Annotated in this window: 14 protein-coding genes; 3 read left to right on the top strand and 11 right to left on the bottom strand. The window is 74.1% G+C overall.

Annotation, left to right across the window (positions count from 1 at the left end; all coding sequences use genetic code 11):
* Window positions 1-13: 13 nt before the first annotated feature.
* The 9 genes from AB8735_RS27290 to rimP all read right to left on the bottom strand — a co-directional run bounded on the left by AB8735_RS27290 (window position 14) and on the right by rimP (window position 12,127).
* Window positions 14-973, bottom strand: coding sequence for a bifunctional riboflavin kinase/FAD synthetase (locus tag AB8735_RS27290; protein WP_344030591.1), 960 nt, complete (start codon window positions 971-973; stop codon window positions 14-16).
* A 51-nt stretch (window positions 974-1,024) separates the two neighbouring features.
* Complete coding sequence (locus AB8735_RS27285) at window positions 1,025-4,861, bottom strand: trypsin-like peptidase domain-containing protein (protein ID WP_372409988.1); 3,837 nt, start codon at window positions 4,859-4,861, stop codon at window positions 1,025-1,027.
* A gap of 289 nt (window positions 4,862-5,150) precedes the next feature.
* Window positions 5,151-6,053, bottom strand: coding sequence for a tRNA pseudouridine(55) synthase TruB (truB, locus tag AB8735_RS27280; RefSeq protein WP_344030596.1), 903 nt, complete (start codon window positions 6,051-6,053; stop codon window positions 5,151-5,153).
* Window positions 6,053-6,493 (bottom strand): 30S ribosome-binding factor RbfA, encoded by a 441-nt coding sequence (rbfA, locus tag AB8735_RS27275; protein ID WP_344030599.1) that lies wholly within the window; start codon window positions 6,491-6,493, stop codon window positions 6,053-6,055. Before rbfA ends, truB begins: the two co-directional genes overlap by 1 nt.
* Window positions 6,494-6,516: 23 nt before the next feature.
* On the bottom strand, window positions 6,517-6,813 hold the full coding sequence (locus AB8735_RS27270; protein ID WP_344030602.1) for a DUF503 domain-containing protein: 297 nt from the start codon (window positions 6,811-6,813) through the stop codon (window positions 6,517-6,519).
* Window positions 6,814-6,950: 137 nt separating this feature from the next.
* Window positions 6,951-9,980: a translation initiation factor IF-2 gene (gene infB, locus AB8735_RS27265; protein ID WP_372409986.1), complete on the bottom strand. Its 3,030-nt coding sequence runs from the start codon at window positions 9,978-9,980 to the stop codon at window positions 6,951-6,953.
* Between the two features lie 172 nt (window positions 9,981-10,152).
* On the bottom strand, window positions 10,153-10,449 hold the full coding sequence (locus AB8735_RS27260) for a YlxR family protein (protein WP_344030612.1): 297 nt from the start codon (window positions 10,447-10,449) through the stop codon (window positions 10,153-10,155).
* 158 nt (window positions 10,450-10,607) lie between these two features.
* Window positions 10,608-11,600, bottom strand: coding sequence for a transcription termination factor NusA (gene nusA, locus AB8735_RS27255; RefSeq protein ID WP_344030615.1), 993 nt, complete (start codon window positions 11,598-11,600; stop codon window positions 10,608-10,610).
* A 2-nt stretch (window positions 11,601-11,602) separates the two neighbouring features.
* Window positions 11,603-12,127: a ribosome maturation factor RimP gene (gene rimP / locus AB8735_RS27250; protein ID WP_344030618.1), complete on the bottom strand. Its 525-nt coding sequence runs from the start codon at window positions 12,125-12,127 to the stop codon at window positions 11,603-11,605.
* A 169-nt stretch (window positions 12,128-12,296) separates the two neighbouring features.
* Here rimP and AB8735_RS27245 point away from each other — a divergent pair, with 169 nt between their 5' ends.
* The 3 genes from AB8735_RS27245 to AB8735_RS27235 are packed head-to-tail and all read left to right on the top strand — an operon-like array spanning window position 12,297 to window position 14,175.
* The gene (locus AB8735_RS27245; RefSeq protein WP_372411922.1) at window positions 12,297-12,797 is read left to right on the top strand and encodes a hypothetical protein; all 501 of its coding nucleotides are present in this window, start codon (window positions 12,297-12,299) and stop codon (window positions 12,795-12,797) included.
* Window positions 12,794-13,261, top strand: coding sequence for a DUF4439 domain-containing protein (locus AB8735_RS27240; protein WP_372409984.1), 468 nt, complete (start codon window positions 12,794-12,796; stop codon window positions 13,259-13,261). Before AB8735_RS27245 ends, AB8735_RS27240 begins: the two co-directional genes overlap by 4 nt.
* Before the next feature lie 29 nt (window positions 13,262-13,290).
* On the top strand, window positions 13,291-14,175 hold the full coding sequence (locus AB8735_RS27235; RefSeq protein WP_372409982.1) for an aminoglycoside phosphotransferase family protein: 885 nt from the start codon (window positions 13,291-13,293) through the stop codon (window positions 14,173-14,175).
* Window positions 14,176-14,360: 185 nt separating this feature from the next.
* On the opposite strand, the gene AB8735_RS27230 is transcribed toward AB8735_RS27235, so the two are convergent.
* Both AB8735_RS27230 and AB8735_RS27225 read right to left on the bottom strand, forming a co-directional pair.
* The gene (locus tag AB8735_RS27230) at window positions 14,361-16,055 is read right to left on the bottom strand and encodes a proline--tRNA ligase (RefSeq protein WP_372409980.1); all 1,695 of its coding nucleotides are present in this window, start codon (window positions 16,053-16,055) and stop codon (window positions 14,361-14,363) included.
* 42 nt (window positions 16,056-16,097) lie between these two features.
* Entirely contained in the window at window positions 16,098-16,631 is a 534-nt protein-coding gene (locus AB8735_RS27225) for a GNAT family N-acetyltransferase (RefSeq protein ID WP_344030630.1), read from the bottom strand.
* Window positions 16,632-16,655: the final 24 nt, after the last annotated feature.

Genomic DNA, 16,655 nt, shown 5'->3' with positions numbered 1-16,655 from the left:
GACAGGCTGAATTTCAGCGCGCTTCGCGCGCCGAAACCAGCTCCCGCGCCCGCTTCACGTCGTCCGCCATCCGCTCCAGCAGCGCCTCGATGGAGTCGAACTTCTCCATGCCGCGCAGATAGGCCAGGAAGTCGACCGCGGCGTGCAGACCGTACAGGTCGAGGTCCACGCGGTCGATCGCGTACGCCTCCACCGTGCGCTCGGTGGCGTCGAACTGCACGTTCGTGCCGACCGAGATCGCGGCGGGCATGGACTCGCCGCCGACGACCAGCCACCCGGCGTAGACCCCGTCCGCGGGGATCGCCGTGTGCGGCAGGGTCTCCAGGTTGGCCGTCGGGAAGCCCAGTTCGCGGCCGCGCTGGGCGCCGCGGACCACGATGCCCTCGACGCGGTGCGGGTGGCCGAGGACCTTCAGGGCGCCCTCGACGTCGCCCTCGGCGACGAGGCGGCGGGTGAGGGTGGAGGAGAAGGGGAGCGCGTCCCCGTCCTCGCCGGCCCCGGACAGCTCCAGGCCGACGACCTCGACGCCGTAGTCGTATGTGCCGCCGAGCTTCTCCAGCAGGGCCACGTCGCCCGCGGCCCGGTGCCCGAAGCGGAAGTTGGGGCCCTCCACGACCAGCTTGGCGTGGAGCTTGTCGACGAGCACCTTGACCACGAAGTCGGCCGCGGGGAGCTTGGAGAACTCCGCCGTGAAGGGCAGCACCAGCACCGCGTCGACGCCCAGCTCCGCGAGGAGCTCGGCGCGCCGGTGGTGCGGGGCCAGCAGCGGCGGGTGGCTGCCCGGCCGCACGACCTCCATGGGGTGCGGGTCGAAGGTCACCACGACCGACGGCACACCCAGCTCGCGCGCCCGCTCCACCGCACGGCCGATGATCACTTGGTGCCCGCGGTGGACACCGTCGTACGAGCCGATGGTGACGACGCTGCGCCCCCAGTCCTGGGGGATGTCCTCCAAGCCACGCCAGCGCTGCACTGTGCCCGCTCCTCGCCCGAACCCGAACTCTTGTCTGTCGATTACGCAGGTCTAAGAGTGCCATGCCGGTTGGCGGCGGTCCGCATCGGCCGGGGTTCGGGGGCTCGTTCCCGGACCGCCCGCGCCCTCCCCCGCGCCCCCGGCGGTCAGCCGGACCCGTGCGCCGGGTCCGACGACCGGCGCCCACTCGGCGGGGGCGGTCACCAGCCACCTGCGCAGACGGGGGCGGAAGGCCGGGACCTCACGGACGAGCTGGACGAGCCGGCGGTCGAAGTGGGCCGCCCCCTCGGTGGTGCGGGTCATCAGCAGGCCGGTCCGGAGCACCAGTTCCCGGGTGCGGATGTCGGCCCGCTCGGTCACGCCCTCGGCCAGGGCGCGGAGCAGGGCGTCGGCGACGGTGAGGTCCTGCTCGTCCGTCTCCTGTTCCTCCCGCTCCAGCAGCACCTCCAGCAGCTCGCGCCGCAGGGCGCGGGAGACCGGGGTGCCGGGCCCGGCGAGCACCGGGGCGAGAGCCCTCCGGACCTGCGCGGGACGGGTGCGCAGCATATGGCTGACGAGCGGGAAGAGGACGGCGCGGGCGGCGGAGCCCTCCTCCAGCCGCCGGTCGATGAAGGCCGCGACGTGCGGGGCGCTGTCGGGCCGGTGCTCGACGTGCTCCCGGACGAGCGAGGCCGCCCGGCGGGCGAGCGCCGGGTTGGTGATCTGGGCGAGGGCGCGCAGGACCGGCCCCGGGGCGTCGCCGGGCTGGAAGAGCCGGGCCCGGAAGGCGGCGAGGACGGGCTCGGGATGGGTGCCGAGGGCGGCGGCCAGCGCGCTGGCCGGCACGTTCGGATCCCCGGCGGTGAAGCGCGCGATGGCCTCGGCCAGGTGCTTGGCCCGGGTCTGCCGGTCGCGGACGAGCACGGCGAGGGCCGTGCCGTGCAGGGCGCCCTCGGCGGGGCGGGCGAGCAGGGCGAGCGCGGAGTAGCGCAGCAGCTCGCGGTCGGCGTCGGAGGTGACGTGGGAGACGGCCTTGAGCCCGTATGCCGCGGCGGCCACGTGCAGTTCGACGCGGTCGTCGTGCGCCCAGCGGTCCACCGCCCGGCAGACCGCGGAGGGCTCGTCCTCGGCGAGGGCGGCCAGCAGCTCGTCGGCGCGCGGGTGCGCGGCGCCGACCAGGGCGTCGGTGAGGTCGTCCACGGCGCGCCGGCGGTGGGTGTGGAGCAGCGCCTGCGCGGCGGTGGCGACGGTGGGCGCGGCGAACTCGCCGTCGGCGCCGGGGGCGGTGAGCAGCGGGCGGTCGTCGGCGAACCAGCGGCAGACGAGGGGCTGGGCGGTGCAGGGGTTGTCGCCGAGGAGGGCCGCCGCGGCGGGCAGGAAGCGGTCCGTCGGGACCGGCTGGGGCGCCGTGCCGGCCGCGCCGGGCGGCGGTCCGTCGGCGGGGACGAGCAGCCGCAGCAGGTCGAGGCGGTCGGCCAGGCCGAGCGGCAGCTGGAGCCAGAAGGCGGGGCCGAAGCGGGTGAGGCCGCCGAGGGCGGCGGTGGCGCCGCTGTCGAAGCCGCCGGCGGAGCGCGCGCAGGCGGTGACGCGCTCGGCCAGCAGCCGGAGGACGGCGAGGTAGGGGGTGGCGTCGGGGACCCGGAGCAGTGCCTCGCGCAGCAGGTGGGCGGCCCACCAGGTGGGATCGGGGAGCGGGCCGGGAGCGCCCCCGGGGACCGAGAGCGTCTCCACGGCGTGCACCAGGGCGGTCAGCCGGCGGGAGAGCTCGGTGGGGCCCGAGCGGCGGCCGAGCAGCAGGAGGGCCTGGAGGACGGGGCCGACCCGGTGCCGCGGGACGGGCAGCGGAGTGGGCTGCTGCCCCTCCCGGCCCGCGCCGCGTTTGCCCCGGCGCCTGGGGGGCGTGCGGGAGCCCGGCGGGGGCGGGACGTGTCCCTCGGGCACGGGGGCGGGCTCGCCGCCGCGCCGGGAGGGCAGCCGGACGACGGCCTCGGCGGGCGGGCCCTCCGGCTCGTACCAGCGGTGGACCAGGGCGTGCAGGGCGGCGTCGAGGTCGAGATGGGTGCCGTGCAGCCAGTCGGCGAACTCCTCGTGGGCGAAGCGGTAGCCGCTGCCGGCCGGGACGAGCAGCCCCTCGGTGAGGACGGCGGAGGCCCAGCCGGTGCGCCAGGGGAAGAGCTGCTCGAACGTCTCCCGCTCCAGCTCGCCCTGGCCGGGACCCAGGCACTGCCGGGCCGCCTCGTGGACCTGCCCGGCGACCTTGGCGGCCAGCCGCCGGACGGCGGTGCCGCGCAGCGGGGGCCGGCGGGAGGCGGCGAGCCGGACCGCGATCCGCAGGCAGACCAGGTCGAGGTGGGCGGCGAAGACGTCCCAGCGGTCGGGGGCGTCCTCCCCGGTCGCGCCCACCGCGCCGTCGGGGAGGGCCGCGCGGACCTCGGCGAGCAGCCGCAGCGCCAGCGGGTGGCCGGCGTCGGCGGACGCGAGGGCGTCGGCGGGGATGCCGTAGGAGGCGCGGATCTCCCCCGCGAGGTCGGGGCCGGGGCCGATGAGCCGGAGGCAGGGCGGGAGGGCGGCCGGGGGCACGGCGGTGATCGCGGGGCCGCCGGTGCCCAGGACGGTGACCGGCGAGCGCAGGGCCCCGGGCGGGAAGAGGGCGCCGGCCGTCTCCCAGTGCTCCGGGCGGCAGGCGACGACCATCCGGGTGCCGGTCCGCTCCAGCCAGCGCGCGGACGCCTCGGTCCAGGCGGGCAGCGCGTGGGCGAGCAGCGGCGGCATCTCCTCAGGCCCGTCGAGGAGGACCAGCAGGGGCCGGCCCACCCGGTGGCCGAGCTCCGCGACGGCCTCGGGGGTGGCGGTGGAGGTGTCGCCGACGGTGCTGCCGGGGCCGGCCGAGGCGGTGACGATGCGGCCCGCGGCCTTCAGCGCCCGCTCGACGGCATCGCGCACGCTCTCGTCGTCGGCCCGCAGGTCGGCGCCGCGCAGCCAGAGCGTGGGGGCGGGCTCGGCGCCGCGCGAGCGCCGGGCGGCGAGCGCGCCGAGCTCGGTCGTCCGGCCCGTGCCGGGCTCGCCGACCAGGCCGAGGACATAGGGCGGCACGGCGGGGGCGCTCTCCCCCGCGCGGGTCAGCACCCGCCCGTCCGGCTCCTCGGACCCGCTCAGGAAGTGGGCGAACTCCCTTACCAGCTCGGGGCGTTCGACGGGCTCGCGCCAGGTCCGGGGGGTGACCACGGAACCGAGCGAGGTGCCGGTGAGCTGGAGCGCGCCCGCGAGGTTGAGGTCGCGGCCCCAGGCGGGGACGGTCGCCGCGTTCCGCTCCAGGATCCCGGCGAGCGGGCCGCCCGGGTCGGCGGCGGCGGTGACCCGCAGCGGGATCGCGAAGCCGCCGGCCCGGCGCTCGGAGTGCAGCGCGGTACCGAGGACGGCGACCACCGCTCCCGTCCGCGCGTCCAGGACGGGCCCGCCGGTGGCCTCCTCGCCCAGCCGCAGCGGGGTCCGCTCCGGAAGGGAGAGCTCCAGGGCGGTGCCCAGCAGGTGGAAGCGGTCGGTGGCGGTGTAGGTCACCAGGGGGGCGCCCACGACGCGGGCGTCGTGCCAGCGGCCGGCGCGCAGCCGGACCGCGGTGCCGTCCGCGACCTCGGGGGCCGCGGCCACGGCCAGCGGCGGGACGCCCAGCCCCTCGGTGCGCACGATCGCCAGGTCGTACTCGGGCAGCGAGGTGACCGCGTCGGCCCCGACGATCACGGTGCGGTCCCCGGCGGCGTGCAGGACCAGGCAGGCCAGGCCGTCCACCGCCTCGTGGCTGGTGATCAGGGTGGAGCGGTCGTCGACCGCGAAGCCCGTCCCGCGCCGCCGCCCCGCCAGGTCCCTGATGCGCACCAAGGACTCGTCAGCATCGGCCCGCCGACCGCTCATCCGCCGAACCTCCCCGCCGTACGCCCGTCACACAGTGCTGTAGGACGCGGTGTCCCCCGGGAGACGCAGGATGGCGGCAGCCAAACGCCCGTACGTTCCGACGGTAGGCAGCGGTTGATCGGCGGGACAGATCGCGGGCCGAACGCGCCCCCTTCCACCCCCGTGGTTCACTCCGAGCGCCTGCCCGTTGGGGTGAATCCGACGTATCAGATGGATAGAGAAGGGGAGGGGGGTCGTGGGGCGGGGAGCGCGGTCACGCGCCCCGCCCCACGGTGCTCCGGTCCGCGGGTCAGCCGAAGACGGCGAGGCTCTTGGCCCGCCCGCCCTGGTTCTCGACCAGGGCCAGGAAGCGGCCGTCCGGCCCGAAGACGGCGATAGGCCCGGTGCCCTCGAAGAGCGGCACCCGCACCCGCACGCCGTTGCCCAGCAGCTTGGCCTGCTCCGCGGTCACGTCCCAGCGCCGGAACGCGGCCGCCGCGGCCTCGGCCACGGGCATCACGGTCAGCTCCTCCTGGAGCCGGTCGAGCGTGCGCGCGTCGGAGATCCGGTAGGGACCGACGCGGGTGCGCCGCAGCGCCGTGAGGTGACCGCCGACGCCGGTGTCCGCGCCCAGGTCGCGGGCGAGCGCGCGGACGTAGGTACCGGACGAGCAGACGACGGAGACCAGGATGTCCTGCACCGGCGTGCCGTCCTCGGCCTCGGCCGGGTGGACGGCGTGCACGGTGAAGGAGGAGACCGTCACCGGGCGGGCCGGGATCTCGAAGTCCTCGCCCTCCCGCGCCCGCTTGTAGGAGCGCTTGCCATCGATCTTGATGGCGCTGACCTTGGAGGGGACCTGCATGATGTCCCCAGTCATCTTGGCGACACCGGCGTCGATCGCCTCGCGGGTGACCCCGGAGGCATCGGCGGACGAGGTGATCTCGCCCTCGGCGTCGTCCGTCACGGTGTTCTGGCCGAGACGGATCGTGGCCACGTACTCCTTCTCGGTCAGCGCGAGGTGACCGAGGAGCTTGGTGGCCCGCTCGACGCCGAGGACGAGCACACCGGTCGCCATCGGGTCGAGCGTCCCCGCGTGGCCGACGCGGCGGGTCTTCGCGATCCCGCGCATCTTGGCGACCACGTCGTGCGAGGTGAAGCCGGCCGGCTTGTCGACGATGACCAGGCCGTCCGGGGTGCTGGGCGTGCGGTTCATCAGGCGGTCGTGTCCTCGTCGCCCGGCTTGCGGTACGGGTCCGCCTCGCCGGCGTAGCCCTTGCCCGAGGACGCCTCGCGCACCTGGGCGTCCGAGGCGCGGGCGCGGTCGAGCAGGTCCTCGATGGTCCGGGCGTTCTCCGGCAGGGCGTCGGCCACGAAGGCCAGGGTCGGCGTGAACTTGGTGCCGGCCGCCTTCCCGACCGCCGAGCGCAGCATTCCCTTGGCGCTCTCCAGCCCGGCGGCCGCGCTGGCCCGGTCCTCGTCGTCGCCGTAGACCGTGTAGAAGACCGTCGCCTCCCGCAGGTCGCCGGTGACCCGGGTGTCCGTGATGGTCACGTGCGTACCGAGACGCGGGTCCTTGATTCCGCGCTGCAGCTTCTGGGCGACCACCTCCCGGATGAGGTCCGCCAGCTTCTTCGCCCGAGCGTTGTCGGCCACTGGTCCTTCTCCTTCTTGGTGTTTCAGTCGTCGTGCTCGCCGTGGAACCGCCGCCGCGCGGACAGCAGATCCACTTCAGGACGTGCGGCGACCCAGCGCTCGCAGCGGTCCAGTAGGTCCGTGAGGTGCCCCATGTCGCCGGAGACCGCCGCGAGGCCGATGACGGCCCTGCGGTGGAGGTCCTGGTCGCCGACCTCCGCCACGCTCACCGCGTACTTGCGGTGCAGCTCGGCGACGATCGGGCGGACGACGGAGCGCTTCTCCTTCAGCGACCGTACGTCGCCGAGGAGGAGGTCGAAGGACAGAGTCCCTACGTACATATGGTGCGGGTCTTCATGCCACCCGTGGGGCCATCGGTTGTCCGTGATGTGTACGGCTCATTCGAAACCGTACACGCAACGGCCGGGGCCGATCGACGGGATTTCCCCGCCGACCGGCCCCGGTGCGGTCAGTGCGATCAGCCGCGCGGCTTCTCGCGCATCTCGTACGTCGCGATGACGTCGTCGACCTTGATGTCGTTGAAGTTTCCGAGGTTGATACCGCCCTCGAAGCCCTCGCGGATCTCGGTGACGTCGTCCTTGAAGCGACGCAGACCGACGATGTTGAGCTCCTCGGCCACGACCTTGCCGTCGCGGATGAGGCGCGCCTTGGTGTTGCGCTTGACCTCGCCGGAGCGGATGAGAACACCCGCGATGTTGCCCAGCTTGGACGAGCGGAAGATCTCGCGGATCTCCGCCGTACCGAGCTCGACCTCTTCGTACTCCGGCTTCAGCATGCCCTTGAGGGCCGCCTCGATCTCCTCGATCGCCTGGTAGATGACCGAGTAGTACCGGACGTCGACGCCCTCGCGCTCGGCCATCTGCGTGGCACGGCCCTCGGCGCGGACGTTGAAGCCGATGACGATCGCGTCGGAGCCGGACGCCAGGTTGATGTCGGACTCGGTGACCGCACCCACGCCGCGGTGCAGCACGCGGATGTCGACCTCCTCGCCCACATCGAGCTGGAGCAGCGAGGACTCGAGAGCCTCGACCGAACCGGACGCGTCGCCCTTGATGATGAGGTTGAGCTGCTGGATCTCGCCGGCCTTGAGCACCTTGTCGAGGTCCTCGAGGGACACCCGGCGGGTGCGCTTGGCGAAGGCGGCGTTGCGCTCGCGCGCAGCGCGCTTCTCGGCGATCTGGCGGGCCGTGCGGTCCTCGTCGACGACGAGGAAGTTGTCGCCGGCGCCCGGGACGTTGGTCAGACCGAGGACGAGGACCGGGGTCGAGGGACCCGCCTCCTCCACGTTCTGGCCCTTGTCGTCGAGCATGGCCCGCACGCGGCCGTACGCGTCACCGGCGACCATCGTGTCGCCGACGCGGAGGGTACCGCGCTGGACGAGGACGGTGGCCACGGCGCCGCGGCCGCGGTCGAGGTGGGCCTCGATCGCGATGCCCTGCGCGTCCTGCTCCGCGTTGGCGCGCAGGTCGAGCGCGGCGTCGGCGGTGAGGACGACGGCCTCGAGCAGCTTGTCGATGTTCTCGCCCTGCTTGGCGGAGATGTCGACGAACATCGTGTCGCCGCCGTACTCCTCTGCCACCAGGCCGAACTCGGTCAGCTGACCGCGGACCTTGGTCGGGTCGGCGCCCTCGACGTCGATCTTGTTGACCGCGACCACGATCGGCACGTCGGCCGCCTTGGCGTGGTTCAGGGCCTCGATCGTCTGCGGCATGACACCGTCGTTGGCCGCCACCACGAGGATCGCGATGTCGGTCGACTTGGCACCACGGGCACGCATGGCGGTGAACGCCTCGTGACCCGGGGTGTCGATGAAGGTGATCTTGCGCTCTTCGTCGTTGACCTCGGTCGCGACCTGGTAGGCACCGATGTGCTGGGTGATGCCACCGGCCTCGCCCGCGACCACGTTGGTCTTGCGGATCGCGTCGAGGAGTCGCGTCTTGCCGTGGTCGACGTGACCCATGACGGTCACGACCGGCGGACGCGCGACGAGCATCTCCTCGCCGCCCTCGTTCTCGCCGAACTCGATGTCGAAGGACTCGAGCAGCTCGCGGTCCTCCTCCTCGGGGCTGACGATCTGAACCGTGTAGTTCATCTCGTCGCCGAGGAGCGTCAGCGTCTCGTCGGAGACCGACTGCGTGGCCGTGACCATCTCGCCGAGGTTCATCATCACGGCGACGAGCGACGCCGGGTTGGCGCCGATCTTCTCCGCGAAGTCGGTGAGGGAGGCACCGCGCGACAGGCGAATGGTGTCGCCGTTGCCGCGGGGCAGCATCACGCCGCCCACGGACGGGGCCTGCATGGCCTCGTACTCCTGGCGACGCTGGCGCTTGGACTTGCGGCCACGACGGGCCGGACCGCCGGGGCGGCCGAAGGCGCCCTGCGTGCCGCCACGGGCACCCGGGCCACCGGGACGACCGCCGAAGCCGCCGGGACGACCGCCGCCGAAGCCGCCGCCGCCACCGGGGCCACCGCCACCGGGACGACCGGCGAAGCCGCCGCCGCCACCGGGACGACCGCCGCCGCCGGGACCGGCCGGACGACCGGCGAAGCCCGGACGACCGGCACCGCCGCCGGGACGGCCGGCGCCGCCGGGACCGCGACCGCCGCCGCCGGGGCCCGGACGCGGGCCGGCAGCGGGACGCTGCGGCATCATGCCCGGGTTCGGACGGTTACCGGCCGGGGCGCCGGGACGCGGGGCGCCACCGGGAGCCTGCGGACGGGGCATGCCACCGGGCGTCGGGCGCGGGCCCTGGCCCTGCGGGCGCGGGGCACCGCCGGGACCGCCCTGCGGACGCGGCGCACCGGGGCCGCCGGCACCCGGACGCGGGGCGCCACCCGGACGGGGGGCCTGCGGACGGGCCATGCCGGTGGAGCCACCGGAGGTGAAGGGGTTGTTGCCCGGACGGGGACCGGCCGGACGGCCACCGGGACGCGGGGCGCCCTGGCCGCCGGGGCGCGGGGCGCGCTCGGGACGGCCGCCGTCACGCTGCTGGCCGGCCGGACCCGGACGGGGACCGGACGGGCGCGGGCCGGGGGTCGCGGCGGGGCGCTGCGCCGGCTGGCTCGGGGCCGGGGCGGAGAACTCCGCCGCGGGCACCGGGGCGACCGGGCTGGGCTTGGCCGGAGCCGGGGCGGCCGGACCGGGCTTGGGGCCGGGGCGCGGGCCCGGAGTGGGCGCGGCACCGGCGGGCTTGGGGGTGGGGGCCGCGGCCGGCTTGGGGGCCGGTGCGGCGGGCCGGGGGGCGCCCGGAGTGGGCGCGCCCGGCTTCGCGGGGGCCGCCTTGCGCGGCGCCGCGGGCTTGGCAGCGGACTTGCCGGCGTTGCCGCCGGGCCCCTGCAGCGCGTCAGTCAACTTGCGGACGACCGGCGCCTCGATCGTCGAGGACGCCGAACGGACGAATTCACCAAGTTCTTGGAGCTTGGCCATGACGACCTTGCTCTCCACTCCGAACTCCTTGGCGAGTTCGTATACCCGGACCTTAGCCACTTCGCTCCTTCTAGGTCCGGGTTGTCAACCGGACCGTCGCTACTTCATGGGCGTACTCATCGCGTACTCATCGAGTGCTCATCGCAATCTCGACCTACTTCCAACTCGCGAGGTACCTGACCGCACGGATACCCGTGCCTGGGACATCCCCGCTGACGCGGGGTCTAACTCTTCACTGCTCGATCCGCCCGGCCTCCGCGGCGCCTTCGACATACCGTCGCAGCTCCGCCGTGTCGAGCGGCCCTTGGACCTTGAAGGCCCGGGGGAACGCCCGGCGGCGGACCGCCAGGTCGAGACAGACCAGTGTGGGGTGCACAGAGGCACCCCGGCCGGGCAGCGTACCGCGAGGATCGGGGGCGCAGGCGCCCTCGATCATCACGATCCGCAACAGATCGCCCTTGGCCGCTCGCTCCCGGCACCCCACACAGGTGCGTTCAGGGCATGCGCGGGCATGCGTCCGGCCAGACACTGATTAAGTCTACCTCCCCGGACCGACCGCACCCCTTTGGGGGACAGATCGGCCACATCTCTTTCCTTCACCACGCCGGGAGCGACCGGAGGCACGGAACTGCGCAGCCTCTCGGCTTCGCTCCCGTGCGCCCCCGGCCGCTCCCGCGCGCCGCTGTTCTACTCCGGCTTGTCCTGCTGCTCGGTGTCCGGACGGATGTCGATCCGCCAGCCGGTGAGCCGCGCGGCGAGCCGGGCGTTCTGCCCCTCCTTGCCGATGGCGAGGGAGAGCTGGTAGTCGGGCACGGTCACCCGGGCGGAGCGGGCGGCGAGGTCCACGACCTCGACCTTGCTCACCCGCGCGGGGGACAGCGCGTGCGCCACCAGCTCGGCGGGGTCGTCCGACCAGTCGACGATGTCGATCTTCTCGCCGTTGAGCTCGGCCATCACATTGCGCACCCGGCCGCCCATCGGGCCGATGCAGGCGCCCTTGGCGTTCAGGCCGGAACGGGTCGAGCGGACGGCGATCTTGGTGCGGTGACCGGCCTCGCGGGCGATGGCGGCGATCTCCACCGAACCGTCGGCGATCTCCGGAACCTCCAGGGCGAAGAGCTTCTTCACCAGGTTCGGGTGGGTGCGGGACAGGGTCACGGACGGACCGCGCACGCCCTTGGCGACCCGGACGACATACGTCCGCAGGCGCGTGCCGTGGGTGTACTCCTCGCCGGGCACCTGCTCCTGCACCGGCAGGATGGCCTCCAGCTTGCCGATGTCCACCAGGACGTTCTTGGGGTCCTTGCCCTGCTGGACGACGCCCGCGACGACGTCACCCTCGCGGCCGGCGAACTCACCGAAAGTGATCTCGTCCTCGGCGTCGCGCAGACGCTGGAGGATGACCTGCTTCGCGGTGGTCGCGGCGATCCGGCCGAAGCCGGAGGGGGTGTCGTCGAACTCCTTGGGCTCCTCGCCCTCGGCGAGGTCCTGCGGATCCTCCTTGGCCCACACCGTCACATGACCGGACTGCCGGTCGAGCACCACGCGGGCGCGGCGGCGGCTTCCCTCGGTGCGGTGGTAGGCGATGAGGAGGGCCGACTCGATCGCTTCGACCAACAGGTCGAAGGAGATCTCCTTCTCTCGCACCAGACCCCGCAGGGCACTCATGTCGATGTCCACGGCTACGCCTCCTCTTGGCTCTCGTCGGTCCCGGCTGCGGCCTTGTCGGCCCCCGGGCGGTTGAACTCGATCTCCACTCGGGCCTTCGCGATGTCCGCGAACGCCAGACGGCGCCCGGTGGGCTTGCGGCCCTTGACGCCGGGGACCTCCAGGTCGAGGCCCTCGTCGTCCACGGCCACGATGCGCGCGACCAGTTCACCGCCCTCGGTGAGCTGGGCCTTGATCAGACGACCGGTGGCCCGCACATAGTGGCGGTGCTGCGTCAGGGGACGGTCGGCGCCGGGCGAGGTGACCTCCAGGACGTAGGGGGCACCGCCCATCACGTCCGCCTCGTCGAGCTTCGCGGAGATCTCGCGGCTCAGTTCCGCACACTCGTCCAGCTGGACGCCCTCGTCGGAATCCACCACGACCCGCAGCACACGCCGCTTGCCGGCCGGTGTCACTTCGACCTCTTCCAGATCCAGCTCCCGCGCGTCGACGAGAGGGGCGAGCAGCTCGCGCAGCCGCTCGCTCTGGGTGGTGCTCATCCGGGTGACTCCTCGGCCGCGTGTGCTGTTGTGGGAAAGTCGCGTGTCAGGTCAAAGCCTATCTGTTCCGGCAGCCGACTGACGATTCGGTGCCTCGCCCGTGCCGCCCGGCGCCGCGCCGGTACGCTCACGTGCGGTGATCATCAGGGGAGACGGCGGAAAGAGGAACGTGGCGCTCACGACGACGACACGGGCCGGGAACGGCCCGCGCAGACGGACGCTGCTGGCCGGGGGCGCGGCGGCGCTGCTCGTCACCGGCTGCTCCGGCGGACACGACGGGAAGGCGGACGAACGCGCCCGCGCCGAGGAGCGGCTGCGCGCCCGCGCCGGACGGGACTCGGCGACGCTGCTGGCCGCGTACGACGCGACGATCGCCGCGCACGCCGGGCTCGCCGGGCGGCTGCGCCCGCTGCGGGCCGAAGTCGCCCGGCACGCCGAGGCGTTCGGCTCCTCGCCCGCCTCTCCTTCCCCTTCCCCCTCCGCGCCCTCCTCCCCGTCCGTTCCCGGGGACGAGAAGTCCGCGCTCGCCGCGCTCGCCGACGCCGAGCGGCGCACCGCCGACGACCGGGCCGCGGCCCTCGGCTCCGCATCGCCCGAACTCGCCCGCCTCCTCGCCTCGGTGGCCGCCGCGGGCGCCGCCCACGCCTATCTGCTGGGGGTGGAGGCATGACGGACTCCCCCGCCGCGACCGCTGCCGCGGACACCGCCCTGACCGCCGCCCAGGCGGCGCTGGCCGCCGAGTACGCCGCCGTCTACGGATACGGGGTCGTCGGCGCCCGGGTTGCCGAGGACCGGGCCAAGGAGGCCCGTGAGGCGTACGAGGCGCACCGCGCCCGCCGGGACGCCATGCGGCGCGCCGTCCACGACCTGGGCGGCACCCCGGCGGCGGCCACCGCGGCATACGCCCTGCCCTTCCCCGTGCCGGACGCGGACGCCGCCGTACGGCTCGCGGCGGAGCTGGAGAGCCGGGTGGCGGCCGTCTACGCCGACCTCGTGCCGGCTGCCCGGGGCGGCCTGCGCACCGAGGCGGCGGCCGCGCTGCGCGAGGCGGCGGTGCGGGCGGTCCGCTGGCGCGGCACTGGCGTAGCCTTCCCTGGGCTCGCCGAGCGGACTTCCCCCACGGCGCGGCCCTGACCAGCAAGAACGAAGGGGACGGCACAGGGATGGGCCAGGCGAACGACCGCCTCGAACCGCCGGAGCGGTTGGTGCGCGCGGCAGGCGCGACGGGGGGCGCGCGGCAGTGGCTCGCGAGCCTCCCGATGACCGTTCAGGAGTACCTGGAGCGCTGGGAGCTGACACCCGAACGGGTGCAGACCCCGGGCGGGCGGTCCAGCATGGCCGTCCTCGTCCGGCGCTCCGACGGCACTCCTGCCCTGCTCAAGCTCGCCCTCCCCGACGGCCGGGCCGCGGCCGAACTCGCCGCGCTGGAGCACTGGAACGGCTTCGGCGCCGTGCGGGTGCTGCGGGCGGAGCCGGAGGAGGGGGCACTGCTGCTGGAGCGGTTGCACGGGGACGTGAGCCTGCGGTCCCTGCCGGAGCAGAAGGCGCTGCTGGAGGCGTCGGCGACGCTCCAGCGGCTGTGGGTGGCGCCGCCGGAGGACTTCCCGCTCCCGTCCGTGGACGAGCACACGGCCGCCCTGGCCGGGGAGTTGCGGGCGGACACCTGGCCCGTGGAGGCCCGCGCCCTTGTGGACGAGGCGCTGGAACTGCGGGACGCGCTGGCGGGCGGGGAGTCGGCGTGCCTGCTGCACGGCGACTACCGCCAGGGCAAGGTGCTCTCGGCGGACCGCGTGCCCTGGCTGGCCGTCTCGCCCCGCCCCCTGGTCGGCGACCGCGCCTACGACCTGGCCTCGCTCGTCCGGGACCGTGCCGACACGCTGCTGGCCTCGCCGGGAGCGGCGGCGATCGTCCGCCGGCGGGTCGCGAAGCTGGCGGATTCGCTGGAGGTGGACCGGGAGCGGCTGCGGGGGTGGACGCTGTTCCGGACGGTGGAGGCGGGGGTGCGGGAGCGGAGCGAATTGCTCCTGGAGTTCGCGGCGTTGCTGTAGGGCCGCTGCGCGGTTTTGTGCCCCGGTCCCGCCCTTTCACCGTTTCTTCCGGGGGAGACCCCCGGACCCCCATTCGCCCTTCGGGCGAAGTCCTCAAACGCCGGACGGGCTGAATATCAGCCCGTCCGGCGCTTGAGGACACCCGCGCGGAGCGCAAAGAAACGGTGAAAGGGCGGGTCCGGGGCTCAACCCGCCGTAAGGCGCGCCACCGCCTCCTCCACCGTCAACTCCTCCCGCGCCCCGGACTTCCGGTCCCGGACCTCGACGCGGCCCTCGGCCGCACCCCGTCCCACGATCAAAAGCGTCGGCACCCCGATCAACTCCGCATCCGCGAACTTCACCCCGGCCGACACCCCCGCCCGGTCGTCGACCAGCACCCGCACCCCCGCGTCCGCGAGCAACGCCGCTACGTCCAGGGCCAATTCGATCTGCCCGGTCTTCCCGGCCGCGACGACGTGCACATCCGCGGGGGCGACCTCGCGCGGCCAGCACAGCCCGTGCTCGTCGTGCGTCTGCTCGGCGAGCGCGGCGACGGCGCGCGAGACGCCGATGCCGTAGGAGCCCATGGTGACGCGCACCGGCCTGCCCTCGGGGCCGAGGACGTCCAGGCCGAACGCGTCGGCGTACTTGCGCCCCAGCTGGAAGATGTGGCCGATCTCGATCGCCCGGCCGATCTCCAGCCCCGCGCCGCAGCGGGGGCAGGGGTCGCCCGGCTCGACGACGACCACGTCCAGGTACCGGTCGACCGTGAAGTCGCGTCCGCAGACGACGTCGCGCACATGGGTGTCCGGCTTGTTGGCGCCGGTGATCCAGGCCGTGCCGGGGGCCACCCGGGGATCGGCGTAGTAGGGCACGTCGAGCCCCTGCGGGCCCACGTAGCCGCGGACCAGCCCGGGCCGGCCGGCGAAGTCGTCCGCGGTCACCAGCTCCACCTCGGCGGGGGCGAGGTGCTCGGCGAGGCGGCCGAGGTCCACCTCGCGGTCGCCGGGCACGCCGACGGCCACGATCTCGCCGTCCACCTTGACCAGGACGTTCTTGAGGATCGCCGAGGCGGGCACGTCCAGGTGTGCGGCGAGCGACTCGATGGTGGGGGTCGCGGGGGTGTCCAGCTCCCGCGGTGCGCCGTGGGCGGTGTCCGCGACCGGCCCGGCGGCCACGGTGACCGCCTCCGTGTTGGCCGCGTAGTCGCACCGGGGGCAGTCCGCGAACGTGTCCTCCCCGGCCGCCGCCGGGGCGAGGAACTCCTCGGACGCCGAGCCGCCCATCGCGCCGGAGACGGCGGAGACGATCCGGTGGTCCAGCCCGAGCCGCTCGAAGATCCGCACGTACGCCTGCCGGTGGAGCCGGTACGACTCGGCCAGGCCCCCGTCCGTGACATCGAAGGAGTACGCGTCCTTCATCAGGAACTCGCGGCCGCGCAGGACCCCCGAGCGGGGCCGGGCCTCGTCGCGGTACTTGTTCTGGACCTGATAGAGGATCACGGGCAGGTCCTTGTAGGACGTGCACTGGTCCTTGACCGTGAGGGCGAAGACCTCCTCGTGCGTGGGGCCGAGCAGATAGTCGGCACCCTTGCGGTCCCGGAGGCGGAAGAGGAGGTCGCCGTACTCCTTCCAGCGCCCGCTGACCTCGTAGGGCTCCTTGGGGAGCAGCGCGGGCAGCAGGACCTCCTGGCCGCCGATGGCGTCCATCTCCTCGCGCACCACCCGGGCGACGTTGTCCAGCACCCGCTTGCCCAGTGGCAGCCAGGTCCAGACGCCGGCGGCGGTCCGGCGGACGTAGCCGGCGCGGACCAGCAGCCGGTGGCTGGCGGTCTCGGCGTCCGCCGGGTCGTCGCGCAGGGTCTTGAACAGCAGGGTGGACAGGCGCTGGACATGGGTCATGCGCGGAGATTAGCGGCGGACCCGGGCATCCTTCACCCGATTTCAGCCCGACAACGGCAACTCCGCGCCCATCACCACGTACGGGCTCGCCGCGCTCGGGAAGACCACCTGCCGGGCCAGGTCCCGGTAGCCCAGCTTGCGGTACAGCGCCCGCGCCGGGCTCTCGGTGTCGATCGCGGAGAGGATCGAGCGCGGTTCCCCGGCGTCGGCGGTGAGGCCGGTGATGAGCGTGCGACCGATGCGCCGGTTCTGGAACGCGGGGTGGACATGCAGCTCGGTGATCACAAAGACGTCGTCGAGCCAGTCCTCGTGCCCGGTGGCCCGCAGATACGGCTCGACGACGGTGGACCACCAGTGCCGGCGGTCGTTGGGCATGCCGTAGACGAAGCCGACCAGCCGCCCGTCCTCCGTCGTCGCCCCGAGGGCCCGGGCGCCGGGGCTGGTGAGGTGGCGGAGCACGATGTGGCGCCGGACGCCGACCTCCTCCGCGCTGAGCCCGAAGGCCAGCGCCTGTACGGCCAGCGCGTCGTCCACCCGCGCGGCGAGGTCGAGCGGCCCGACCACGATGTCATCCATGCCCGGAGGCTACCCGGCCGGCAG

Origin of the sequence: Streptomyces luteireticuli (assembly GCF_041519305.1) — a bacterium.
GTDB classification, from domain to species: Bacteria; Actinomycetota; Actinomycetes; order Streptomycetales; family Streptomycetaceae; genus Streptomyces; species Streptomyces luteireticuli.
Note: the sequence above shows the minus strand (reverse complement) of the source record. Positions and strands in the feature narration are given on the sequence as shown.